The organism is Burkholderia sp. Ac-20353 (genome assembly GCF_017104785.1).
GTDB lineage: Bacteria > Pseudomonadota > Gammaproteobacteria > Burkholderiales > Burkholderiaceae > Burkholderia.
The window spans coordinates 34,429-58,468 of the sequence record NZ_JAAGPL010000025.1; the positions used below are offsets into that span (position 1 = coordinate 34,429).

Consider the following 24,040-nt stretch of genomic DNA (forward strand, 5'->3'; position numbering starts at 1 on the left):
AGCGTATGTCGTGCGATTTTTGGTTCACCCCGCGCCAAGGCAGGGTGAACCGAAGTCACGTCGCGAAGATGCCGTCATCGTCAAGATCGTGCGCACATGGAGCACCAAATGATTTTGGGAACGGCCAGGAACATCGCAGCGCTGCAGGGATTCCGGTTCATCCTGTTGACGAATGTCGACACTTGATTCGACGCGACGGCTGACCTACAGTGAAGCCAACAATCTGATCCGGTCAACGTGCGTAGCACGACCGAGTACGCGTTAGCGGCCCCGCAGCATCGATGTCTGTGTGATCACGTGGTGCGCCGCAATGCTCACGCAAAAGCCTGCAATCGCAGGCTTTTGCGCTTTCTGGCGTGGTTTCATGATTCTCCGTTGAACCTTTAGCCTGCCTTCCTGGCGCCGCGGGTTTACTGTTTCACGCAGGGACGTCGATGCTCGGAGCCCCATCCGAGGAATGACGGCCATGAAATCGCTTCTGGTGGCTTCGGCCCATGGTGGAACCGGCAGAACGACGCTGGTGTGCCAGTTCGCCCATTATCTTCGCCTCGTGCGCGGATACCGGGTGTTGGTGATCGACTTGGCCGAGCCGGCATGCAGTGCCATGTCGCTCGCGCGAGGCCCGTGTGCGAGCAGGATGAAGCGCGGAGCGAACGATATTCAACGCAGCCCATCGCCCGATACGGCCGCGCCGCGCATGGGTGTGCTCGCCGCGGATGCCATTGCGGGCATCGCGCGCCGCGATGATCCACTCGGCGCGCGCTGTTACGCCAACTTGCGACACCTCTTCTCGCAGGTTGCGCCATCGTTCGATGTCTGTCTGATCGACAGCCCGCCATGGCCCGACCCACGCGCCATTTGCGCGGCCGCACTCGTGGATGCATTGGTAAGTCCGATTCTGTTGTCGCCGGACACGCTTGGGCAGGTGGCCGAATTCGTCAATGGCAGCAACGGGGTGCGTAATGTACGTGCTCGACTCAATCCATCGCTGTGTTTTGTCGGCATCGTGCCCAACTGTGTCGAGCTGACACGCCGGCAACAGGCACAGCTCAAATGGATCGAAGCGAGCGTGGCTACATGGCTGGTTCCACATGCTCAAGTTTCGGCAGGCTATCTACGCTTGCCTCGGCTCGACGCCATCACGCAGGCGCAAGCGTGCGGGATATCAGTTGCGGATCTGGCTCGAGTCGATTCAACACTGCATACCGAATGGCACGCCCTGAGCGAGTGTTTCGACACGCTCGCTCGCCACCTTGATCACTTGGGCGAATCGGCATCGCAGTCCGGTGTGGCCGAGGTGTGTGGTGCATAACAGCGCGTCGGCGCCGGACAGGCGGCAAACGGCGGGGTGCCGTCTGGTGCCGCTTGCCGCCGTTCTCGGCACGCTGCTGATGGAGCCCGGTATGGCCCGGGCAGACGACTGGGGTTGCCAGGTCATGCTGTGTCTGTCGAATCCGGGCGGGCCAGAGCAGTATGCCGAATGCGTGCCGCCGATCGAAAGGTTGTGGGCGGCGTTAAGACACGGTGATCCTTTTCCGACATGCGATGTTGGCGCGGGTGGCTCGCAAGGCGGGACGGCAACCAACACGTTGGCTAGCGGCGGTGATTGCCGCGAGGACTTGATGGACTGGCGTGATCCGCAGCCGAGCGATCTGCGGTGTCGAGCAAGCGGTGCAGACAACGTCGTGATCGACAACCAGCGCTATGCGCGTGTCTGGTGGGGCGTTGGCGCACAGGGGCCAACGATCACCGAATCTCACGGTGTAGGCAGTACGCAGGTGCCCTATTGCCCTGTGCAGTCCGCCACGCACGTTCTGCAGCGTATCAATCAGCAGTGGGATCGCTTTGGTGGAGGGTACTGATCATGCCGCTCGACTTCTTGGCGCTTGCGCAACAGTGCGCGCCGCAGATCGCCCCAGTCACGATGGCGGCGATCGTGCGCATCGAGTCCGGATTCAACCCCTATGCGATCGGCGTCGTACATGGCCGGCTGCTGCGGCAACCGTCGAGCGCCGCCGAAGCCGTGGCAACGGCGCGCGTGCTGGACGCGCTCGGCTGGAATTTCAGTGTCGGACTTGCGCAGGTGAACCGCGCGAATTGGGTAGCCTATGGCCTGACTCCGGAGAACGCATTCGAGCCCTGTCGCAACCTGGCGGCAGGTGCCGGGATTCTGCAACGCTGTTTCACTGCGGCCCGAAGCAGGCAATTCCGTACCTTGGCCAACGCTCAGTCTGACGTCCAGGCTGCGCTGCGCGCGAGTCTGTCGTGCTATGCGAGCGGCGATTTCTCGACCGGCTACCGCTCGGGCTACGTACAGCGCGTCGTGAACAACGCGATGGAGCAGTCGTCAACGGTGGCAACGGTGCCGGCGATCGCACCGATCCCGTTCGTGCCGATCGGCTCCGCGATGCCGACTCGCTCACCACAGTCCCGAGCCGTGATTCGACAGACATTGCGACCGGAGCGCGACGGGGTGACTGCCACATCACCGACGACGGGTCGGCCGCGCGAACCGGATGGCAGTGCCGTGGTGTTCTAACCCACCGATTTAGTCAAAGCAGAGTGCGATCGATAGAATAGGAGACGATCATGTGTTTAGGAATACGATTTAAGGCTAGAAAATTCCGTGTGTGGTCGGAACGATTGATGCTCGACCGGAAGGCGGCGTGGGCAATCGCTATCGCTGCTTCGGTTCTGATGTTCGCGGTCCCGGCGTGGGCGCAGCTTTCCCAGGTGAGTACGTTGCTGAACACGATCCAGGCGACGCTGCTTGGTGTCGGTGGCGTGATCTGCTCGATTTCCATCATCTGGGCGGGCTTCCGGATGATGTTCCAGCACGCGCGCTTTGGCGACATCGCGAACGTGTTCATCGGCGGCGTCTTCGTCGGCTGCGCGACCGTGATCGCCGGCATGCTGATTCCGACGAGCTGATCCGGAAGCGCCGAACCATGAATTCGCTCAAGGATCCCGTCTTCAAGGGGTGCACGCGTCCCGCGATGCTGTGGGGCGTGCCGCTCGTGCCGTTGCTGACCATCGGTGGTGGCATGCTGATTCCGGCCATCTGGGCGCTGCTCGCGTGTCCGCCACTGGGCGTTGCGATTCTCTTGCTGATGATTCCCGTGTTCGTCGCGATGCGGATGAATACGCGGTACGACGACCAGCGTCTTGCGCAGTACGCGCTACGCATTCGCATGGCGCGGCGCCAGGGCAATCGCCGCTTCTGGGGCGCGCACGCCTACGTGCCGGTCCGCTTGAAGAGGAGGGCGTGACATGCCGGCCGAGCCGCAACTTGTTTGCGTCGCTAACCGGGAAGTGCCGCTGGCGGGCTATATCCCGTACTTGACGCACGTCACCGACCACGTCATCAAAACGCGCGAAGGCGACTACCTGCAGATCTGGAAAATCGCAGGCATCGCGTTCGAGGCGGCGGATCCGGCCGACATTCTCGCGCGGCACGATGGCTTCAACCAGTTCGTGCGCGGGCTCGCAGGCGGACATGTTTCGATTTGGTCGCATCGCCTGCGCCGACGGGTATCGGATCAGTTTTCGACGCCGTACCGCAATCGCTTCTGTGAGGAGCTGGCCAAACGCTACTACGCGAGCTTTTCCGGCTACCGGATGATGGCCAACGAGCCGTACCTGACGGTGGTCTACCGGCCGAAGCGCACCAGGCTCGGTCGCGTCTTCAGCCGAGCGGCACGCCGCACGCACGATGATATCCGGCGCGACCAGCTCGACGCGCTGAAGGTGATGGGGGAGTTGGCCGCTCAAGTTGAATCGAGTCTCAAACCCTACGATCCGGTCGCACTCGGCGTCTATACCCGGCAAAGTCCTTTCACGCCGACCCCGCGCCGCTATTCGAGTGCATTGGAACTGCTCGGCTATCTGGTCAATGGGGTCTGGGAGCGCGAGCCGGTGCCCGCCGGCCCGATTCGTGAAGCTTTACCGACCGCGCGAATCTTCGTCGGGGCCGAGAAGATCGAGATCCGCATGCCGGCGGCAACGCGCTTCGCGGCAATGCTGGATATCAAGGACTACCCGGAAGATACCGAGCCGGGCATGCTCAATGGCCTGTTGTACGGCGACTTCGAGTATATCGAAACGCAGAGCTTCACGATTCTCGACAAGCCCACTGCGAAAGAGGCGCTCGAGCGACAGCGCAACCAGTTGATCGCAGGCGAGGACGTGGCAGTCTCCCAGGTCGAGGCGATCGATCGGGCGCTCGATGATCTGATCAACGGCGACTTCGTCCTTGGCGAATACCACTATACGCTCGCCGTGCTCGGCGACACACCGGACGCGGTGTCCAAAAGCGTTGCAAAAGCCCGCACGCAACTGGCTGATGCCGGCTTCCAGACGGCGCTGATTGATCTCGTTGCCGATGCGGCCTGGTTTGCTCAGCTGCCGGGCAACTGGCGCTACCGGCCGCGCGAGGCGAAGCTAACGTCGCGCAATTTCTGCGGCCTGTCGAGCCTGCACAACTTCGCGACCGGCAAGCGCGAAGGCAATCCGTGGGGCGAGGCGATTACGATCGTCAAGACCCCCAGTGGCCAGCCGCTCTATCTGAACTTCCACGCGACACCGGACAAGCAGGATTCGCTGGACGAGAAGGCGCTCGCCAACACCCAGATCATTGGCCGCGCAGGCGCGGGCAAGACGGTACTCGAACTGTTTTTGCTGGCGATGGCGACGAAGTACGACATCACGGCGGTGCTGTTCGACAAGGACCGCGGCACGGAGATCGCGATTCGCGCGATGGGCGGCACCTATACGGTATTGCGCCGTGGTGAGCCGAGCGGGTTAAATCCGTTCCAGATGGCGCCGAGCGAGCCGGTGATCGACTTCTGGGAGCGGCTCGTGCGCAAGCTCGTTGACAGCGGCGGGCCGTTTTCCGCGCGCGATGAGCTCGACATTTCGCGCGCCGTGCGCGAGGTTGCGCGCATGGACCAGCCTTTGCGGCGCCTCTCGATGGTACGGCAGCTGCTGCCGAATGTGGGCGAGAACAGCCTGCATGCGCGCTTGGCCAAGTGGTGCGCGGGCGGGCGTCTGGGCTGGGTGCTCGACAACCCGACCGACCGTATCGTTCTGGCCGATGCGGATCTGTTCGGCTTCGACGATACCGAGCTGCTTGACGACGCGGAGGTGTCGACGCCCGTCACCATGTATCTGCTGCATCGGACCGAAGACCTGATCGACGGCCGGCGCTTCATTTACGTGATGACCGAATTCTGGAAGCGCCTGGGTGATCCCGTCTTCACCGATTTTGCGAAGAACAAGCAGAAGACGATCCGTAAGCAAAACGGGCTCGGAATTTTCGATACCCAGTCACCGGCCGATGTGCTGCGCAGTGAAATCGCGAATGCATTGATCGAGCAGAGCGCGACGTTCTTCTTCTTGCCGAATCCGCGTGCCGACTACGATGACTACGTGCATGGTTTCAAGCTGACCGAGGCCGAATTCAATATCGTGCGAAACCTCGGCGAGAACAGCCGCCTGTTCCTCGTCAAGCAGGGCCATCGTTCGGCTATCGGCCGGCTCGATCTTGCGGGCCTTGGTGACGTGCTTGACGTGCTGTCAGGCACGACCGACAACGTGGAACTGCTCGATACGATCCGTGCGCGAGTCGGCGACGCGCCTGAAGACTGGTTACCCGTCTTCCATGAGCAGCTTGCCAAGCGCCGGGCGGCCCAGATCAGCGCGCGTCAGTCTCCATTGCCGGGGCCGGGAGGTGCACGATGAGTGGCCTCTTTACCGCCTTGGGCGGCACCGTCGAGAACGGCATGTCGAGCTATGTCACGAACGTGTCGTCGGCGCTTTCCGTGGTGCTCGTGCCAGTCGTGACAACCGCCGTCACGATCTGGGTGCTTGCCTATGGTCTGGCGGTGGTGCGTGGTGAAGCTCACGAGGCGGTGCCGGCCTTTGCTTGGCGAGGGCTCAAGGTTGCAATCACGCTCGCGTTTGCGCTAAGCACCGGCATCTACCAGCAGCAGATCGTGACCGCCGTCAACGGCGCGACGTCGGGGCTCGCCCAGACGATCCAGAATGCGGCGGACACGACGGGCGGTGGCAATCCAGGATGCGGCTCGGTCAACGGAGTCAGCGTGACGGGGCAGGCAGCGGCGACCAGCATCTACCAGACGCTCGACTGCTACGACCAGCAGATCGATCTCGTGGCGAACGCCTACTTCATTAGGGCGATGCATGAGGGCATCAGCCCGAGTGGTCTGGCTGCCGCCATTGGTGATGTCCTGTGCGGAGTGGTTGCCGCGCTCGGCGGCGCGATCTTCCTGATTGTCCTGGCCTTCGAGGTCATGATGGCGCGCGTGCTGCTCGAGCTCGTGCTCGCGCTTGGGCCGATCTTTATAGCCTGCGCGGCTTTTGCCCCGACCGCGCGCTTTTTCGAGGCGTGGACCGCGAAGATCGCCAATTACGCCTTGCTGCAGGTCCTCGTTGCCGCCTTCCTCGGTATCGCGCTCACGGCATTTTCGGCCGATCTCGTGTCGTTTCACGCGACGGGCAGTTCACCCGGCGGCAATGCGTTGGCCTTGATGCAATCCATTTCCGCATCCTTAGACGACGCGGCAGCGGTGCCCGCCGCGTTTGGCCTCTTTGCGGCCGGCGTGCTCCTCGCGATGGTCGGCTGGCAGTTGCCCGCCGTCGCGGCAGGGCTGTGTGGTGGCGCGACGCTGTCCGGCTTTGGCGCATTCGTGGCCGGCGTGGCGTCGCAAAGCCTTGTAGCGGCGATCGGACGGGCGTCCAGCCGCAACGCACGGGGGCCACGTCCCGGTGGCGAGATTCATGACAGGACGCCTGCAATTGGCGGATCGGGCGGCGGTGCGGCGCCGGCTTACCAGCGCGCCGCGCGCGCGAACCTGGGTCGGCAGGGCAGTTGAAGAGGAGGTGACGATCATGAGCGGACGAAGCAGATGGATGAGCGCCGCATTGTTGTGGGCGGCATGGTGCGCCGGTGCTCACGCACAGGGTATCCCGGTCTATGACGCGCAAAGCGTCGTGCAGGCGATTGCGACCGTCGGCCAGCTCAAGCAGCAAGTGCAGCAGGCGATTCAGATCTATCAGTCGACGGTCGGCACGCGCGGCTTCGGTGCGCTTCTGAACAATCCGGTTATCGCCAGCTCGTTGCCGTCGAACTGGCAGAGCGTCTATGCGGCGATCCAGAGCGGCGGCTACGCGGGCCTGTCCGGCCGCGCGCAGGCGTTGCGTTCGGCCAGCCAGATCTACAACTGCGAGGACCAGACCGGGATCGATCAGCAGGTGTGCCAGCGCGCACTGAACAAGCCCTATCAGGACAAGGCATTCGGCCTGCAGGCGTACCAGAGCGAGCTGCAGGAACTGGACCAGATCCAGAACCTGATGCGGCAGATCGACGTGACCCAGGATCCGAAGGGTGTCGCGGAATTGCAGGCGCGTATCCAGACCGAAACCACGGCGGTCAGCAACGAGATGACCAAGCTACAGCTTTTCCGGATGCTCGCCGAGACCGAAGACAAGCTGGTGGCCGAGCAGCAGAGCGAACTGGTGCTGAGCCGGGCGGGCAAGACCAACCGGTTGCAGGACCAGATGGTGCCGGCGTCGTTCGGACGCTGAGGAGCACGCCATGTCCGTGTCGACTTCCCTGATCCTCGCCGGGTGCCTCGCTTGGAGCCTTTGCGCCTGCAGCAGCGGGCCGCCGTTGCCCGTATTGCCGGACGGCCTGCACCGTGAGCCGATCAACCGCCTGCCGCCCGCGCCTGATGCGCCGCGTGTGCCGGCCGAGCGCGAGTCGCTGGATGCGGGAGACCGTTCATGAGCGCGTCGCACGACTATGGGCGCGTGCTTGACATCGAGGCGTCGCTGACTCACCTGCAGGAGCGCTCCGAACGACGTGCGTGGCACGTCGCCTATGCGGCGATCGGCGTCGCCATGCTCAGCACCACGGCGCTTGCGGTGATGGCACCGTTCTATCGCGTGGTGCCCTTGCCGATCGAGGTCGATCGCCTGACGGGCGAATCCCAGGTGATCGACGTGCTCGACGCCCGCCATGTGCATACGAAGGAGATCCAGGACAAGCACTGGGTCGAGACCTACGTGCGCGCCCGCGAGCGCTACAACTGGGGGCTGCTGCAGATGGACTACGACAGCGTGCTCGCCATGAGCGATGACGTCGTTGCGCGCGATTATCGCGGTACCTATAGCGGCCCCGATGCGCTGGACCGGCAGTTGGGGCCCGGCATCGAGCGGCGCATCCGGATTGTCTCGGTCACGCTGCCGCCCGACGAAGCCGGCCACGCGGTCGTGCATGTCGAGCGCACGTCGTTCAGGAACGGCGAGGCCAATGCCGAGCCCACCCAGCGCTTCGTGATCACGTTGGCCTATACCTACCGGCCACCCGTGTTCACGCGTGAGAGCGTGGCGATTGCCAATCCGTTCGGCTTCAAGGTCACGGCCTATAGCCGGGACGCGGAATATACGCCGCAAGCGTCCGCCGCGGCTGTAGGAGGCACGCCATGAAAGCGCTCCTCCTTAGTATCGCGCTGGCGAGCCTGCTGTTCTCGGGCATGGCCGACGCGTTCGATCTGCCCGGATGGCATGACGACTCGCGCGTTCGCCAGGTGATCTATCGCGCGGACGAGGTAGTACGCGTCGAGGCGCAGCGCGGCTTTGCCACACACATCGCGCTCGATCCGCACGAGCACATCCAGGTCGTGGCACCCGGAGACCGGGACGGCTGGCAGGTAGTCGCGAGCAAGGGCGATCACGACGTGTACCTGAAGCCGCAGCTTGCTGCGCACGCCTCGAATCTCGAAATCCGCACCGACCGGCGCAGCTACAGCTTCGATCTGGTGGTGCTGCCGCTCAAGGCGAAGTTCGGCAATGGCCGTGTGATGTATCGCGTGAGCTTCGTCTATCCGGACGAGCGGGAGAAACAGGCCCATGCGGATTCGGACGCCGGCCTGGTCGCGAAGCGCTTGGCGCAGCCACCTGCCGTACGCAACGTGCAGTACTCGATGCAGGTCATGCCGAACTCCGACGACATCGCGCCGAGCGCGGCATGGGACGATGGGCGCTTTACCTATTTGCGCGTCCCGAACAACCGGCGCATGCCGGCGATTTTCCGCGTGGCCGACGACGGCACGGAAAGCGTGGTCGACAAGCACATCGAAGGCGACACGATCGTTGTGCACGAGCTCGCGAAGCGTTTTGTGCTTCGGCTCGCGGGCGAGGTCGTGGGAATCTGGAACGACGCGTACGACATGGACGGCGTGCCGCCCCATGACGGCACGACGGTCAATGGGGTCAAGCGTGTTCTGCGGAGACACGGCGATGAGTGATGATACCCCGCGCAATGTGATCGAGCCCGACGATGCCTGCGGCTCGCAGCCTGGACGCGACCAGAGCGAGGGGGCATCGGCCGCCTCTTCGGATCGCGGTATGCCAGCGTTGGGGCAATACCGTGGTGCCCGCCCGCGCGCCTGGTGGCTGACACCGATCGTGATCGTGCTGGTTGTCGGCGCGGGCGCCGTCTGGACGGTGCACGGTTTCCTCGCGCGCCATGACGCCCAGGCGAAGGCACGGCGTGATTCGGTGGCCGATACGTCTGCCCAGGGCCGCGTGTTCACGGATCTGCCCGCGTCGTCGGTGGGTCGTGCGGCTTCGGCCCCGTTATCCGCGAGTGCTGGCGCAGTTCGTCCCACGCCAGCGTCGGGCGCGGATGTGGCCGCAGCACCTGCTCGCACCATGCGCGCTGTGGCGTCGCGCAGCTATTACGATGCGCCGCTGCTCGCAACGGGCGGTGGACAGGAGCCTGCGGGTGGGCTGCCCGGCGTACCGGAGGCGGTTGGGGTGACGGGCGCGGCGTCGTCGCTTGCACCCGCCGTAGCCAGCGGCGCGGGGGCATTCGCTCAAGGGCCGGGGCAGGTGGGCGGCTCGCTCGCCCAGGCGCTGACACCAACGGTCACGCCGCGCGTGCAGGCCGGGACGCTGGGTAATCGGAGCCTGGTGCTCGCGCAGGGAGCCAAGATCGACTGTGTGGGCGATACGGCCTTCGATTCGACCGAGGCGGGCATCTCGACCTGCACGGTGGCGAAGAGCGTGTATTCCGACGACGGCCGCGTGGTGCTGATCGAGCGTGGCTCGCAGATCAGCAGCCAGTATCGCTCGAATCTGTCGCCGGGCCAGAAGCGGGTGTTCGTGCTGTCGGCCCGTATCAAGACGCCGTACGGTGTCATGGTCGAGATCGACTCGCCCGCGGCCGATGCGCTTGGCCGCATGGGCGTCGACGGCTATGTGGACAATCATTGGCGCCAGCGTATCGGTGCGGCGATGCTGCTCGGCATCACCCAGGACGCGATTGGCTATCTGTCGACGCGCGGCGGCAACGCCAACGGGCCGGTGGTGTACGAGAGCACGCAGCAGCAGGGCAACGACATGGCCACGCGCGTTCTCGACAGCACGATCAACATCCCGCCGACGCTGACGCAAAACCAGGGCGCGGAGTTCACGATTGTGATTGCGCGTGATTTGGACTTCGGTTCGGTGTATGCGCTGCAGCCGGAGAGCCCGCGATGACGCCTCATGCACACCTGTCGGATGCGTTGCGCGACCCGGTGCTGGCACGGCTGCCCGACGACGCTTCGGTACGCGAACTGATGCGACCGTTTGCGCGGCTTCTCGACGATCCCGACGTAACGGAGCTGGTGATCAACCGGCCGCAGCGTGTGCTGACCGAGAATGCACTCGGCTGGCACGGCCACGATTGCCATGATCTTGATTTCGACCGACTGATGTCGTTCGCCGTGGCGGTGGCCACGCTGACCAATCAGGACATCTCGGCCCAGCATCCTGTACTGTCGGCATTGCTGCCGGGCGATGCGCGCATCCAGATCGTGGTGCCGCCGGTCGTGCCGCCGCGAACGGTGTCGGTTACGATCCGCCGTCCGTGCGCACACGCGAAGACCCTCGATGCATGTCGTGACGACGGACTGTTCGACGAGACGGTATGGCGACGCCCGGATGGACTCGACGCAGGGTTGTCAGCGTTGCGCGCTGAAGACCGCAAGCTCGTCCGGTGCCTGGAAGTCGGAGACTGGGGCACCTTTTTCAAGGGCGCGGTCACGGGGCGGCTCAACATCGCGGTCGTCGGCAATACGGGTTCCGGCAAGACCAGTTTCATGAAAACCCTTTGTCGCTCGATTCCAGCCACCGAGCGGATCGTGACGATCGAGGATGTCCGCGAACTGTTCTTGCGGCACATCGAGAACTGCGTGCATTTGTTATACAGCAAGGGCGGGCACGGTCAGGCGCGCGTGACGCCCGCAGATCTGATCGCAAGCGCGATGCGCATGCGTCCGGATCGGGTGCTCCTTGCCGAGCTGCGCGGTGCCGAGGCCTATGACTTTCTGAAGCTCCTGACGACCGGGCACGCGGGTTCGATCACGAGCTACCACGCGCCCAATGCGAGCGTCGCGATCGAACGCTTCGCGCTGATGGCGAAGGAACACCCCGAGGCCGCAGCCTGGGACGATGTCGCACTCAAGCGCCTGCTGTTTCTGACCATCGATGTCGTGGCGCACATGGACGTGCGCCCGGTCTTTAATGCAGCGGGCGAGCAGACTGGCAAGCGTTGGAGCATGACGCAAGTGTGGTTCGATCCGGTGCGCAAGGCGCGCACTGCGTTCGTATAGGGACCGCTCATGAAGCAACCGTCTTCCCCTCTGCTTCAGCATACTCGGACGGCCGCAATGACGTTGGCCGCGCTGGCTTGCCTGATGGGTGGAGTGGCAGCGTCGCTCTGGCTCGCGTCGTTCTTCCTGTATGCAAGCTTGCGGATCAATCCGCTGCACGCGGGACTGTGGGGCTGGCTCGACGCGGCGCTGGCCTGGCGGAACGGGACGATGCCGAGCTTCGGGCGCAAGCTTGCGGGTGCCGCGCTCTTGGGCGTGTTCCTGTCCTTTGGGGGCCCGGTCTTTGGCCTGCATGCGCTATGGGCGAGCTCGAACCGACGTCGTCTCTATGGAAGTGCGCGTTTTGCGAACGAGGCGGAAATCCGTCGGGCGGGGCTGTTATGACGACGCACACGCACCTCGATACGCCGCCCGCGATTGTCGTGGGCGTATGGCGCGGGCGCTACCTGCGCTTCGCCGGTCAGCAGTTCGTGCTACTGGCCGCGCCCGCCCGTTCGGGCAAAGGCGTCGGCGTCGTGATTCCGAATCTGCTCAGTTTCCCCGATTCGGTCGTGGTGCTCGACGTCAAGCAAGAAAACTATGCTGCCACGGCGGGCTTCCGGCGAGCGCACGGGCAGGATGTGTACCTGTTCAACCCGTTTGCCGAAGACGGCCGCACGCATCGCTACAACCCGCTGTCGGCGATCTCGGATGGCGTGTTCCGGGTGGGTGACATCCTTGCGATCGGCTACGCCCTCTATCCGCCAGGCGGTCACGACGATTTCTGGAAGGACCAGGCGAGAAACCTGTTCCTCGGCATCGTACTCCTGCTGTGCGAATGGCGTGATGCGCGCCGGGCCGGCGAGCGGGCATCCATTCCCGATTATCCGGTCACGATGGGCGAGGTGTTGAGGCAGTCATCTGGCAATGGCATGCCCGTCAAAACCTGGCTGCAGCGCGCATTGATCCAGCATCGTGACCTGCTCTCTGGGCAATGCGTCGACGCGTTGAATCGTTTCCTCTCGAATGACGACAAGGTGCTGGCGAGCATTCTCGCGACGTTCAACGCGCCGCTCACGATCTGGGCCAATCCGATCGTCGACGCAGCGACGAGCGCGAACGATTTCGATCTGCGCGATGTGCGCCGCCGCCGCATGTCGGTTTATATCGGCATCACGCCGGACCATCTGTCGGAGGCGGCGCTGCTCGTCAATCTCGTGTTCTCGCAGCTTGTCAATCTGAACACCAAGCAGTTGCCCGAAGCCGATCCCACGCTGAAATTCCAGTGCCTCGTGTTGCTCGACGAGATGACTTCGATTGGGAAGATCCAGATCATCGCGCGCGCGGTTGCCTATATGGCGGGCTACAACCTGCGCCTGCTGTCGATCGTCCAGTCGATCGCGCAACTCGAGTCCGTCTATGGGCGCGCCGATGCGCGCACCTTCATGACGAACCACGCGATGCAAATCCTCTATGCGCCGCGCGAGCAAAAGGATGCGAACGACTACTCGGAAATGCTCGGTACGTTCACCGACCAATCGCGCAGCGTGAGCCGCCCCAATGCGTTCTTCGGCGGCCGTGGCGGCTCGAGCGAAAGCGTATCGGAGCAGCGCCGGCCGCTGCTGCTACCGCAGGAGCTGAAGGAACTCGGTCGCGACAAGGAAATTATCGTACTCGAAAACACCAAGCCAATCCTGGCCGACAAAATCTGCTATTGGCGCGATCCCGAGTTTGCGTCGCGTGTCGTGGCCGCGCCATCCGTGCCTGTCATGAACCTGGCCCAGTTCTGCGCGGTCGTCGAGCGCCGGCTGCGCGATGTGCATCCCGACGAGGTCGATCCGCACGGTGTGGGGCTAAGCCATTTGCCGCCCGAGTACCTGGAAGTGCTGCAGGCGTGGGATCCGCGTGAGCTTCCGCCGAATCTTGCCGACATCAGCGAGGCGGAAGCTGTGGCCTACGTGGAACGGCATTTCATTCTGCTGGGGGTGCCGGCCAGCAAGGTTGTGCAGGCAAGACGTCACCTGAGCGTGGACGATCTTGACGTAGCGGAACTCGATTTTGTCGAGCCGCCGCGACGTGCTGCCGCAAGTGGTTCGCCAGTCACGGGAGTGCTGCAATGACGACACCCTACGTGGATGAGGCGGACCGTGCGCGTGCCGCGCTTGCCGTGATTCCGGCTGACGACTACGAGACCTGGGTCGACATGGCGTTCGCGCTCAAGCAGGGCTTCGGCGACGAGGGCTTTGAAATCTGGGACGCGTGGAGCCGCACGGCCGCCAACTATAACGAGCGCGCGGCCCGGACCACGTGGCGCTCGGCCAGCGCGTCGGGCAGCAAGACGCTTGCCACGCTGTTCTGGCATGCGCGCCAGCATGGCTTTGACCTGACGCGAACGAATTATCCGGACCGAATGAGCGCCGCATTGGCACCGCCTCCCGAGGTGCTGGCGCAGCGAGCGCGTGAGGAAGCGCAGCGGCAGGCGCGCCACGCGGCTGTTGCCCGCGAGGCCACCTCGATCTGGCAGTGGGCGAGGCCGGTCGGGCCAGCGCATCCGTATCTCGTGCTCAAGCACCTTGAGCCGGTGGGTACGCTGCGCGAGCTGGATGCACTGGAGCTGCGTGCGCTGCTTGGCTATACACCGGCCAGCGAGGACGAGCCGCTAACGGGGCGCGTGCTGATCGTGCCTGTCTGGAGCGGACCGATCTCGACCCTGGAGTTGATTGACGAACACGGGCGGAAATCGTCACTGGCCGGCGGCGTAAAGAAGGGCGGCTACTGGATGACGCAGCCGAGGCTGGGTCCGGCCGGCGAATTTTCGCTGATCCTGATCGCTGAAGGCATGGCGACGGCATTGTCGGCCTCACGCGCGACGCACTGGTTCGCGGTGGCGGCGCTCTCGAGCGGGAATCTGGGTCTGGTGGCGCAGAACCTGCGTGAACGGTATCCCGATGCAAAGCTGATGGTACTCGGCGAATTGGGCAATGGCGAGGCGCAGGCCCGGCGCGCAGCGCAAGGCGCGAAGGCGTTACTGGCCTGGCCACGGTTTGCCGCAGATGCGCGTATTGACGGAAAGGTGCCGAACGATTTCAGCGATATGGCGGTGTTATCGGGCTTTGATGCCGTCGGCGAGCACCTGCGCGCCGTGACCCGTTCTGTAGTGAAAGCAGATGGTCAACCGGATGTCTCCACCGCATCCGGCATGACGGCAATTGAGGTGGATCAGCGTGAGGAGGACGGAAAAATGGGCAACGTCAACGAAAAGCTGCTGGCCGACGACGAAGGCATGCCGCGTCGCCGGTCCTCGAAGCGCAGCACACCGAAACCGGCCGCGCCGGATGTGCCGGCAACGCACGATGCATCCGGCTCGGCGCAACCATCGGTGGATTCTCCCGCTATGGCGCCGGCTGCAGCGCTTCCGGTTGCCGATCCGCCGCGGTCTGCGTCGGTGCGCCCGCCAGTCGGCGAGCCCCTGTTCGGCGTGCGTGACGTTCCGAGCGAGGTCAGAGCGCTGGCGGAACACCGCTTCGGCTCGCCACTGAGGATGGGCACGCCACGCGAGAGCGGCGGGCCGTATCGCGGTGAGGTGTTCAACACGGAACACTACCTGATCCAGGAGGTCTCGACGCGCAGCGTCGTGTTTCACCGCAAGGATCAGATGACGTTTGTGTCCGAGCGTCTGAAGTGGATGGACGAAAACGCGCGACTGAACGGTTCCGAGTTGCAGGTGGGTTATGACGGCCAGCTGGCAAAGGTCTATCCGTGGGACCGTGCGCGCGATCTGCTGGAGCGCACGGTTGGTTCGCTGAAGAAGTCCGCACGTGAGCTGAATTTCAGCCCCAATCTGGAGGGGATGCTCGACCAGTTGCAGGCGAGATCCTGGACACGTATCCGGGAGGCGCGCTCGGCTGAGCTGGAGAAATCCAGGGAGCAGGATGCATCGCGCGAAGCGGGTTCGGCACCTGACCGATAAGGCACGGCAGCGTCGTACCCACGTGCAAAGCCGGGCTTGAGGATGCGAGGTGGCGACATGGCTCAGACAACTTCCGCTCACGAGGCCGATCCGGCCATCAATGTGATCGAACAGGATGAACCGGGCAGCAGTGGCGGCTCGGCTCCGTCGCACACTCGTCGGGACAGGTTGGAATCGGCCGCGATGCACGCCGTATCCGCCCAGCGCCGACGTGAGTTCGATGCGGCCCGGGCGAGATTGCGTGACCAGGCGATGCGTGACGATGCCACCACACCGCGGCAGGCCGATACCCGATCACCGATCGGGACAACGGCCGAGGTGGACCGGGGAAGTGCGCCGCTTGACCAGCCGCCCGAACGCGTGCGCAAGCGCTATCTGCGCGCGGGCAATCAGTATTTCCTGAAGGATGCGCCGTATCAGCTGGCGTTCGAGGATCTGGGGCCGTACCTCGTCACGGAGCACAACCGGCCGGACGTGGTCGAGTCGATGATTGACATGGTGCATGCGAAATCGTGGCGGTGCATTCGCGTATCGGGCCACGAGGCATTTCGCAGCGAGGCGTGGCTGCAGGGCACGCTGCTCGGCATTGAAGTGAATGGCTACGAGCCGAAAGCTGCGGACCTGGCTCGTCTGGCGGATGCCCGGCAGGCACGGCTGGATAATCGCATCGAGATCGCGGCGGATGTCAGGGCGAGCGATGCTGCAGGCGCACGGGGTCACGCAGATGATCGGGCTCGGGCCTCGTCCGCGCCGCGTGTCGATGCAGGCGCGACCGTCAGCGGAACTTCTCCATCCGCGTCAGTGCGTGGACCCGCACCGGAACCGCCTATCCCGGAAGCGAATAGGAGCGCCGCAATTGACGAGACCGACGCCCCTCGACGGTATGCCGGCGAACTGCGTGAGCACGGTGGCGCCCCATACCAGCACAATCCGGCGCGCAGCGACTCGTATTACGTCGTGTTTCGCGACGAGGCAGGAACCGATCAGGTGGTGTGGGGTGTCGATCTCGAGCGAGCGGTGCGTGAGGCGAATGCTGGAGTCGGGCAGCAGGTGACGCTCGAAAATCTCGGCAAGCGTTTCGTCACCACGCGGGTGCCGATCCTGGATGATAAAGGAAGGGTAATCGGCGAAGAGGAGAAAGACGTTTATCGCAATACCTGGCAGGTGGAGGTCGTGCAGCGGGACCGGACAGCCTGCGTCTCGTCGCCACAACCCAGCAATTCGATGGATAGCATTGACCGCTGCGCGGATTCGCACGCTGTGCACGTCACGAAACAGGAGCCACATGGCCGGCGTGACGCGCAGGATTCGGAAAGCGAACGGACATTGCATCTGGCCGTGCTGGCGGCCGCCATGCGCGAGCAGGGTTTCAGTGAGCGCTCAGTGGCCCGCGTGCAGCAGCGTGCTGAACGCATGCTGGTTGCGTTCCAGCGAGAGGGCATTCCGGTGCCGACACCGAAAGTATTCGATCCGAAAGCGCCTTCGGGCCGGGAGCGTCGCAAGCGTCCCGCTGCGGAACGCACGTCGGCCCAGGAGATCGACCGCACGCCCGCCGAACCATCACGCCCTTCACCGTCTCGTTGAGGTGAATCGTGGTCGTGCGCGAGCGCTTGTGTGTCGAACTCGGGCCAGTCAGCTTGCGCTGGGACGACTGGTGCGCACGCCGCGGTTTGACTTCGGGCGAGGGCGTTCGCCAGTTGATCGCGATCGCCATCCGTGACGATGCGCATGGGGAATCAGGTGCGATCACTTCGGGCTTGCCCAGGCCGGTCGTCGGGGAGCGGCGCAGTCGCATCGAAATTCGGCTGACCGCCGCAGAACTGAACGCTGTCGAACAGCGTGCTGCTTCGTTGGGCCTGAGCGGAAATCGCTGGATCGTGTCGCTGGTGCGTGCGCACCTGACACGGGAGCCTCAGTTGGGCGAGCACGAGATGCATGCGCTGTCCGTATCTAATCAGCGGCTTGCCGATATCAGCCGCTTGCTGGTTCACGTTGTGCGTGCCGACGGGATAGCGCTCGTGCGTCGGGATCTGACGCTCGAATGGGCAGAAATGCGAAGACAGATTGATGACCATCTGCGTATGGCGGCGAGCGTCATTCGCGTAAACCTCGATCGTTGGAGCCGCTGACATGCCTTATCCGAAAATCTATATCGACGCGATGCTCGTGAATTGGGGCGATCGATTGTTTCAGGAGCCCTTGCCGCATGCACGCGCATCGCGGCTTTCCGGTGTCGGTATTCGGGACGAGGCCGCCCGCATGCGTGCCCAGCTCGCCCGCACGCTCGCGCGCACCCCGGAGGTCATGGTCAAGATCACCAACAAAGCCGGCAGCGCGCAGGGCATGGGTGCGGTGCGTCGGCACCTGCGCTATATCTCCCGTAACGGCAGAATCGAACTGGAAGACCAGAACGGCGACCGTATTGTCGGCAAGGATGCGTTGCACGATCTCACGAAAGCCTGGCAACTCGGCGGGTGGGGCATCCCGGAGGCCAGCACGCGACGCGAGGTCTTTAATATTCTGCTATCGATGCCGCCGGGAACGGACCGACAGGCGGTGCGCGATGCAGCGCGGGACTTCGCGGCGCTCGAGTTTGGCGACGGCCGCGCATATGTCTTTGCGGCGCACGACGACGAAGCGCACCCACACGTGCATCTGAGCGTTCAGGTGCGTGGTCCGCACGCTCGCCGCCTGAATCCGCGCCACAAGGATCTCCAGCACTGGCGCGAGCGCTTTGCGCAGAAGCTGCGGGAGCACGGTGTCGAGGCGAATGCAACGCCCCGGCGTGCGCGTGGCGTGACGCAGCGCTATCCGAAGCCGGCCGTCGTTCATATGATCGCGCGGGGCGAAACGCCGAGGTACTGGAAACCGCTGCCCACTGACACCCAGCGCGATGCTGGATGGGTAGCGCAGGGCGGCGTATTCACCGCTTGGCGAGCGATGGCCCATGTGATGGCGAGCTCGCGTGCGCGTGAGGATCGTGCGATGGCCGTTGAAATGGCGTACTTCGTTGGAGCCATGCCCGTGCAACGAGACCGACCTGTGCAGGTGCGTGAGCAGGATGTGCGGCGCGGGCAGCCGGATCGTAACGTGCCGGATGCAATAGATCGCTCAGACGACGCCAGGCCGGACTTCGAGCGTTGATGCCGAGAGGGCGTGATGGCCATGCCTATCGCGCCGTGGACCGATGGCAAGTGTACCTGCGGGGCTGGATTTTGAGCATATGGAAATTCAGTACAAGTTCGGCGGCGCAGCGTCTTTTGCACCACGTGGGATGTGGAGTTCATCAATTGATGTCGTTTACGATACGAATATTGGTTGTTTTCTGCGCCGGAGTGTATGCCCGTTCACAAGACGACGTAACTGACCTTGCTCTCCCGGGGCGCTCTGAACTTGACCGGCACTGACCGACCTTGATGTTTCTGTGCTGGGGTGACCGAAGTGCGAAGTCAAACGCCGTGCGGAGCGCGTTCGACGCCCACTTCGTGCGTGCGCAGACCGGGCTCGGTGCGGAAAAGCCTAACGAGCATTGACCTGAACGTGCCACTATTCCCGACGCTTAGCGGCGGACATGTCAGTGTGCTCGGAGTAGTGCTGATGCGTGATCGCCCCCTGCTGGCGCGGGCAGTGGCGAGTCAGACGAGGCGAGCGAGCTGCGAATGAAGTGCAGACTACCGAGCGCCGTTTGAAGATGCGGCGCCGTCTGGCAAGCGGCACCGGTAGTCTGCATCGTTCGTTCCAGTGCGCCAATCGCCGCCTGCACCGCATGCGTGGCTGCGGCGCTCGCCGCCGGCGTCGGGCCCCCGAACAGTTTCCGGATCGCGCGGCACGCGTCGGCGGAATCTTCGAGCCACGCTGGCGCAGAATCTGGGCCGGCTTGGGCTGCGCTGATGGTCATTGCACCGCGCAAGTCCACGACAGCCGAGCCGATCTCGAGGACGCACAGAAACCATTCGACGGCCTCAGCGCTCGCCACCGTGTCGTCACGCGATATCGCCCGCACCTGATACATGAGGTCGCGCGTGCGGCTTTCGAAGCGCGTGCGCAGCGTCGCGAGCGAGTCGATGCATGCAAACACGACCTGCCTGCGCAGGTCCGCCAACAGGTGCCTGCGCAACCCGCGTGTCGTCGGCGGCAGGAACAGTTCGAATGCAACCGACGCCATCAGCATGGACACGACCAGCGCGATCGCGTCATTCATGAAGGACGTCGGATCGTAGGCGACGACATTGTCGGGGCCCGTCAGAAAACAGAAATAAATGCAGTATCCGATGCCATACCCGGCCAGCGACGGACGAGTTGTCATCCAGCATCCCAATGCGAGAGGTGGGGCGAGTACCACGCACAACAGCGGGAAGCCGTCGATGACAGGGTAGACAATGAACATGACGAGCAGCCCGATCACGGACGCGAATGCGGTGCCGATCGCCATCTGGAATGCCGTGTGCGCCGGGCGGGCGGAGGATGCGACCAGCGCGCAGATTGCGCCGCCGTTCAGGACGAGCAATGCGCCCGATGGCCATGCGGTCGCGATCCAGAACACGCTAAGTAGGAGCGTTAGCAGCATCGCCCGGATACCGGCGACCGCCGCGATGACCGGATTGGTTCGCGGTTCGTACGGCGCGATCCACTGTTCGCGCTCGTGTGCGATTGCCGTCAGAGACAGATATGTCTTCGCGTAAGAGATATAGCTGTCCAGGAATCGGTCGAGCAACTCGACAGCCGTGTCGAAGTCAAGCAAGGTTTCGCTGTTGCCGAGCCGATTTCGCGCTGCGAGCGCGCGGCGGGGCAGCACCGTTCTGTAATGTTCGAGCTTGTCGGCCAACGACCTGACGAGTGCTTCCGTGTCGTTGGCGTGCCCTGCGTTCTGCCGCTCGACGCGGATCGGCGCCGCGACACTGGCCATCAGCGATTCGATCTCCGTCAGCGTGACGTCGGCTCGCTCGGCACGCAGTCGGACGATCAGTTGACTCAACGCGTGCAGGCGCGTCGACGATGCCATGCGTTCTGCATTCAGGCGAATCAGGCGGCCGTTCCGTAAGCGCGTGTTGGGGCCTTCGAAAACCGCCGCGCTGCGTGCGGCTTCCGAGTTGACGGTCTCATCGACGATGCGCACGCTCAGCTCCTCGAGAAACGACCTGTCGATTCGACCGGACAGAATCGACAGGACATCGTCCGTGAATTGCGTGAACCGCGCCCGGTTCACGCGACTAATCTGTTCGCTGACGTGCTGGGGAAAGACGAGCGCGCTGACCGCGCCCGAACTCAGGATGCCGATCGTCACTTCCGTTACGCGCGTCATCGCTGAAAGAAAGGCCGCATCCGGGTGCTGCCATGACGGGATGCCGATGAGCGCGGCGGTGTAGCCGGCGAGCACGAATCCGTATGTCCGGAAGTTGCGGTTTCGCGCGGCACCCGCAGTGCATACACCGATCCAGAGCGCGGTTGCACCAAGGAAGAGTTCTGGCGCCTGTCCGAACAAGCTGACCAGTACCAGCATGGCGAGCAGGCCTACGATCGTGCCGCAGATTCGGTAAAGGCTTTTCGCGAGCACCATGCCGCTTTGCGGCTGCATCAACACAAAGACGGTCGTCATTGCAGTTCTTGGCATTGGAAGCTCAAGCTTCATCGCTACGCCGAGCGCCAGCAGCGCGGCGAGGAGGGTCTTGAAGACGTACAGCCAGGTGATGCCGCTTGTGCTTGCCCAGTCGCGGGCGGCGTCGACGATGGCCACCCCTGTTCTGGTATCCGTAATGCGGGGTATGAATTTGAAGGGTGATGGAGACATGATGTAAGTGGCGCGCGATGCAGGCGTGCGGCGATGACGCGGACGACGAGCGTGATTGTATTTTCCGGACGTGTGCTCGAGTATTGCGTGTGACGTTAAATGCATTTGCTGGATCAGGATCGATCGCAGTGCATGACGGCTGGGTGCGAGAACGAATAGTGACGATTGGCGAGGGTAGACTCTATTATTATGTAATACGAATCAAGAGATGGGGGCGCCTGCATCGTGATTCTTGCTCCGAGCGACCCGACAACCGGTCTTCCGCGCAAATCAATCTGGCGGGAGACCGGCGTCGGCTGGGAGTGTTTCGTCGTTGCCTGGATTGCTGCGCGCGTTAGCCGTGGGTCAGCATGTTAAGCAGCGCTAGGGCGGCCGGTTCGGACGATGCTGGATTCTGGCCGGTGATCAGCAGGCCGTCGACGACGACATACGGTTGCCAGTCGTCGGTTTTCGAGTAGTGGCCACCCTTCGACTTCAGTTCGTCCTCGACGAGGAATGGCACGACGTTCGTCAACCCGACAAAATCCTCTTCCGAATTCGAAAAGCCGGTGACGGTCTTGCCGGCGACGAGCGGTTTGCCGTCCTGCCCCTTGGCGTGCCGCAACACGCCCGGTGCGTGGCAGACGGCTGCGACCGGTTTGCCCAGGGCGATGGCCTGCTCGATCAACGAGATCGAATGTGCGTCTTCGGCGAGGTCCCAAAGGGGGCCGTGACCGCCCGGGTAGAACACCGCGTCGAACTCTTCAACAGCGACGTCGGACAGCTTGTGTGTGGCCGCGAGCGCCGCCCGCGCGTCGAGATCCGCGTCGAAGCGGCGCGTGGCGTCGGTCTGAAACGCCGGGTCCGCGCTTTTCGGATCGAGCGGGGGCTGGCCGCCGGCCACCGACGCAAGCGCGATGTCCGCGCCAGCGTCTTTCAGCGTGTAATAGGGGGCAGCGAACTCCTCGAGCCAGAAGCCGGTTTTCTCGCCGGTCGAACCGAGGGTGTCGTGGGATGTCAGGACGAAGAGAAGTTTCATGATATCAATCGATGAATGTAAATGATGGATGCGCGAAGCATGCTTCATGCAGCGGCTTCGGCGACGCGCACGACCACCTTGCCGAAGTTCTTTCCTGCGAGCAGGCCGATGAGCGCTTCCGGCGCACGTTTGAGACCGTCGGTGACGTCCTCGCGCGGCGTGATCTCGCCGGCCTTTACCCATCCGCCCATTTCGGCCAGGAACGCCTGATAGCCGGTCGCATAGTGATCGAGGATGATGAAGCCCTCCATGCGGATCCGCTTTTTCAGGAGCGTGTCGGTCAGGAGCGCGAGCCGGTCGGGGCCGGGAGGCGGTTCGCTATCGTTGTATTGCGAGATCAGTCCGCAGACTGGCACGCGTGCGCCGACATTGAGGAGCGGCAGCACGGCGTCGAAAATCGCACCGCCCACGTTCTCGAAATAGACGTCGATGCCGTCGGGGCATGCTTGCGCGAGCTGCAGTGCAAAATCGGGCGCACGCCGATCGAGGCAGACGTCGAAGCCGAGCGTCTCGGTGACGTACCGGCATTTCTCCGCGTCTCCCGCAATGCCGACGACGCGGCAGCCTTTCAGTTTCGCGATCTGGCCGACGACGGCGCCTACCGCCCCGCTCGCCGCCGCGACGACGATCGTTTCGCCCGGCTTCGGTTGCCCGATCCGCAGAAGGCCCGTATAGGCAGTGAAGCCCGGCATGCCAAGCACGCCCAGCGCATGGGACGGGTGGTCGAGATCCGGGCCGAGTGGCATGAGATCCGCGCCGTCGGAGAGCGCGTAGTCCTGCCAGCCGCTTTCGCCAAGCACCACGTCGCCAACGGCAAATGCCGGATGTTTCGATGCGACGATACGGCTGACAGTGCCGCCAACCATAGTATCGCCGAGCGCAACCGGCGGCGCATAGGACGGCGCGTCGCTCATGCGCCACCGCATGTAGGGATCGAGCGACAGGTAAAGCGTCTGCAGCAGGACTTCGCCTTCGGCGGGCGTCGGCACTGCCGTGGTTTCAAGCCGGAAGTTGTGCGCCGCCGGCGCACCGACGGGGCGGCCGGCCAGGACGACCCGGCGATTGACGGATTGGGAATGCGGCATGGGTGACCTCGTTGTTACGGTTTCGCCGCCTGGATCGTGCCGGGCGGTGGTGGGATCTTCACGCGACAGTCGCGATGCACAGGACGACGTGCCATCGCACGCTGTACACGAAAAGTAGACCAGTCGTCTATAGCTTGAGCGCTTGCGGGCAACGTCGCAGGGCATGATCTGCGGGGTTGCGCCGGGTTGCGCAATTCATCGCATGAATGCGAGGGCCGACCTGAAGGTCGAACCGTGATGCGGATCATACGGCTGAGTAGACCAGTCGTCTAGTGACCGTGCAACGCGATTTCGCACGCTGCTATCCGTCCCGTTTGCAATTGCAGGGGGGGCGCACGGCAAGAGCGAATCGCGTATCCGTTCGCCGCAATGGCCGTGTCATAAGGCGTTCGCCGAGATGGGGCGTGCTGGAAAATGACGGCGCGCGACCGCTTCCGAACCGTGAAGGCGATGCGGCCGGCCTCCCCATTCGGGGGGCGCGTTGGCTGCGTGAAACGCCGTAAGGTAGTCAGCAAGGTT

The 24,040-nt window shown here is 63.7% G+C and carries 22 protein-coding genes; 19 read left to right on the forward strand and 3 right to left on the reverse strand.

Annotated features, from left to right (window positions below; translation table 11 throughout):
- Positions 1–466 precede the first annotated feature (466 nt).
- From G3N94_RS11510 to G3N94_RS11600, 19 genes are all read left to right on the forward strand, one after another.
- Positions 467–1,312 carry a ParA family protein gene (locus tag G3N94_RS11510; protein ID WP_205792508.1) on the forward strand — a complete coding sequence of 282 codons (846 nt, stop codon included), beginning with the start codon at positions 467–469 and terminating at the stop codon, positions 1,310–1,312.
- A gap of 91 nt (positions 1,313–1,403) precedes the next feature.
- A complete protein-coding gene (locus tag G3N94_RS11515) occupies positions 1,404–1,862 on the forward strand; it encodes a hypothetical protein (RefSeq protein ID WP_205792509.1) in 459 nt (152 codons plus the stop codon).
- A complete protein-coding gene (locus G3N94_RS11520; RefSeq protein ID WP_205792534.1) occupies positions 1,862–2,539 on the forward strand; it encodes a lytic transglycosylase domain-containing protein in 678 nt (225 codons plus the stop codon). The genes G3N94_RS11515 and G3N94_RS11520 overlap by 1 nt, the downstream gene beginning before the upstream one ends.
- A 107-nt stretch (positions 2,540–2,646) precedes the next feature.
- Positions 2,647–2,931, forward strand: a complete 285-nt coding sequence (locus G3N94_RS11525) for a TrbC/VirB2 family protein (RefSeq protein ID WP_241021768.1) — start codon at positions 2,647–2,649, stop codon at positions 2,929–2,931.
- Positions 2,932–2,948: 17 nt separating this feature from the next.
- On the forward strand, positions 2,949–3,269 hold the full coding sequence (locus G3N94_RS11530) for a VirB3 family type IV secretion system protein (protein WP_205792511.1): 321 nt from the start codon (positions 2,949–2,951) through the stop codon (positions 3,267–3,269).
- Position 3,270: 1 nt separating this feature from the next.
- Positions 3,271–5,739 carry a VirB4 family type IV secretion/conjugal transfer ATPase gene (locus G3N94_RS11535; RefSeq protein ID WP_205792512.1) on the forward strand — a complete coding sequence of 823 codons (2,469 nt, stop codon included), beginning with the start codon at positions 3,271–3,273 and terminating at the stop codon, positions 5,737–5,739.
- On the forward strand, positions 5,736–6,893 hold the full coding sequence (locus G3N94_RS11540; protein WP_205792513.1) for a type IV secretion system protein: 1,158 nt from the start codon (positions 5,736–5,738) through the stop codon (positions 6,891–6,893). The genes G3N94_RS11535 and G3N94_RS11540 overlap by 4 nt, the downstream gene beginning before the upstream one ends.
- 16 nt (positions 6,894–6,909) lie before the next feature.
- Positions 6,910–7,605, forward strand: coding sequence for a P-type DNA transfer protein VirB5 (virB5, locus tag G3N94_RS11545; protein WP_205792514.1), 696 nt, complete (start codon positions 6,910–6,912; stop codon positions 7,603–7,605).
- Between the two features lie 10 nt (positions 7,606–7,615).
- Entirely contained in the window at positions 7,616–7,807 is a 192-nt protein-coding gene (locus G3N94_RS11550; protein ID WP_205792515.1) for a hypothetical protein, read from the forward strand.
- Positions 7,804–8,508, forward strand: a complete 705-nt coding sequence (locus G3N94_RS11555; protein ID WP_205792516.1) for a type IV secretion system protein — start codon at positions 7,804–7,806, stop codon at positions 8,506–8,508. Before G3N94_RS11550 ends, G3N94_RS11555 begins: the two co-directional genes overlap by 4 nt.
- Positions 8,505–9,329, forward strand: a complete 825-nt coding sequence (locus G3N94_RS11560) for a TrbG/VirB9 family P-type conjugative transfer protein (protein WP_205792517.1) — start codon at positions 8,505–8,507, stop codon at positions 9,327–9,329. The genes G3N94_RS11555 and G3N94_RS11560 overlap by 4 nt, the downstream gene beginning before the upstream one ends.
- A complete protein-coding gene (gene virB10 / locus G3N94_RS11565; protein WP_205792518.1) occupies positions 9,322–10,566 on the forward strand; it encodes a type IV secretion system protein VirB10 in 1,245 nt (414 codons plus the stop codon). Before G3N94_RS11560 ends, virB10 begins: the two co-directional genes overlap by 8 nt.
- The gene (gene virB11, locus G3N94_RS11570; RefSeq protein ID WP_205792519.1) at positions 10,563–11,681 is read left to right on the forward strand and encodes a P-type DNA transfer ATPase VirB11; all 1,119 of its coding nucleotides are present in this window, start codon (positions 10,563–10,565) and stop codon (positions 11,679–11,681) included. Before virB10 ends, virB11 begins: the two co-directional genes overlap by 4 nt.
- Positions 11,682–11,690: 9 nt before the next feature.
- Positions 11,691–12,065 carry a hypothetical protein gene (locus tag G3N94_RS11575; protein ID WP_205792520.1) on the forward strand — a complete coding sequence of 125 codons (375 nt, stop codon included), beginning with the start codon at positions 11,691–11,693 and terminating at the stop codon, positions 12,063–12,065.
- Positions 12,062–13,780, forward strand: a complete 1,719-nt coding sequence (locus G3N94_RS11580) for a type IV secretory system conjugative DNA transfer family protein (protein WP_205792535.1) — start codon at positions 12,062–12,064, stop codon at positions 13,778–13,780. The genes G3N94_RS11575 and G3N94_RS11580 overlap by 4 nt, the downstream gene beginning before the upstream one ends.
- A complete protein-coding gene (locus tag G3N94_RS11585; RefSeq protein WP_205792521.1) occupies positions 13,777–15,630 on the forward strand; it encodes a PriCT-2 domain-containing protein in 1,854 nt (617 codons plus the stop codon). The genes G3N94_RS11580 and G3N94_RS11585 overlap by 4 nt, the downstream gene beginning before the upstream one ends.
- Positions 15,631–15,687: 57 nt before the next feature.
- Positions 15,688–17,214 carry an LPD7 domain-containing protein gene (locus tag G3N94_RS11590; protein ID WP_205792522.1) on the forward strand — a complete coding sequence of 509 codons (1,527 nt, stop codon included), beginning with the start codon at positions 15,688–15,690 and terminating at the stop codon, positions 17,212–17,214.
- 8 nt (positions 17,215–17,222) lie between these two features.
- Complete coding sequence (locus tag G3N94_RS11595; protein WP_205792523.1) at positions 17,223–17,759, forward strand: plasmid stabilization protein; 537 nt, start codon at positions 17,223–17,225, stop codon at positions 17,757–17,759.
- A 1-nt stretch (position 17,760) separates the two neighbouring features.
- Positions 17,761–18,774 carry a hypothetical protein gene (locus tag G3N94_RS11600; RefSeq protein ID WP_205792524.1) on the forward strand — a complete coding sequence of 338 codons (1,014 nt, stop codon included), beginning with the start codon at positions 17,761–17,763 and terminating at the stop codon, positions 18,772–18,774.
- A gap of 430 nt (positions 18,775–19,204) precedes the next feature.
- Here G3N94_RS11600 and G3N94_RS11605 read toward each other — a convergent pair whose 3' ends face one another.
- The 3 genes from G3N94_RS11605 to G3N94_RS11615 form a co-directional block, all read right to left on the reverse strand.
- The gene (locus G3N94_RS11605) at positions 19,205–21,364 is read right to left on the reverse strand and encodes an FUSC family protein (protein WP_346778687.1); all 2,160 of its coding nucleotides are present in this window, start codon (positions 21,362–21,364) and stop codon (positions 19,205–19,207) included.
- A 388-nt stretch (positions 21,365–21,752) separates the two neighbouring features.
- Positions 21,753–22,436, reverse strand: a complete 684-nt coding sequence (locus tag G3N94_RS11610) for a type 1 glutamine amidotransferase domain-containing protein (RefSeq protein ID WP_205792536.1) — start codon at positions 22,434–22,436, stop codon at positions 21,753–21,755.
- Positions 22,437–22,480: 44 nt separating this feature from the next.
- Positions 22,481–23,521, reverse strand: a complete 1,041-nt coding sequence (locus G3N94_RS11615; RefSeq protein WP_205792537.1) for an NADP-dependent oxidoreductase — start codon at positions 23,519–23,521, stop codon at positions 22,481–22,483.
- Positions 23,522–24,040: the final 519 nt, after the last annotated feature.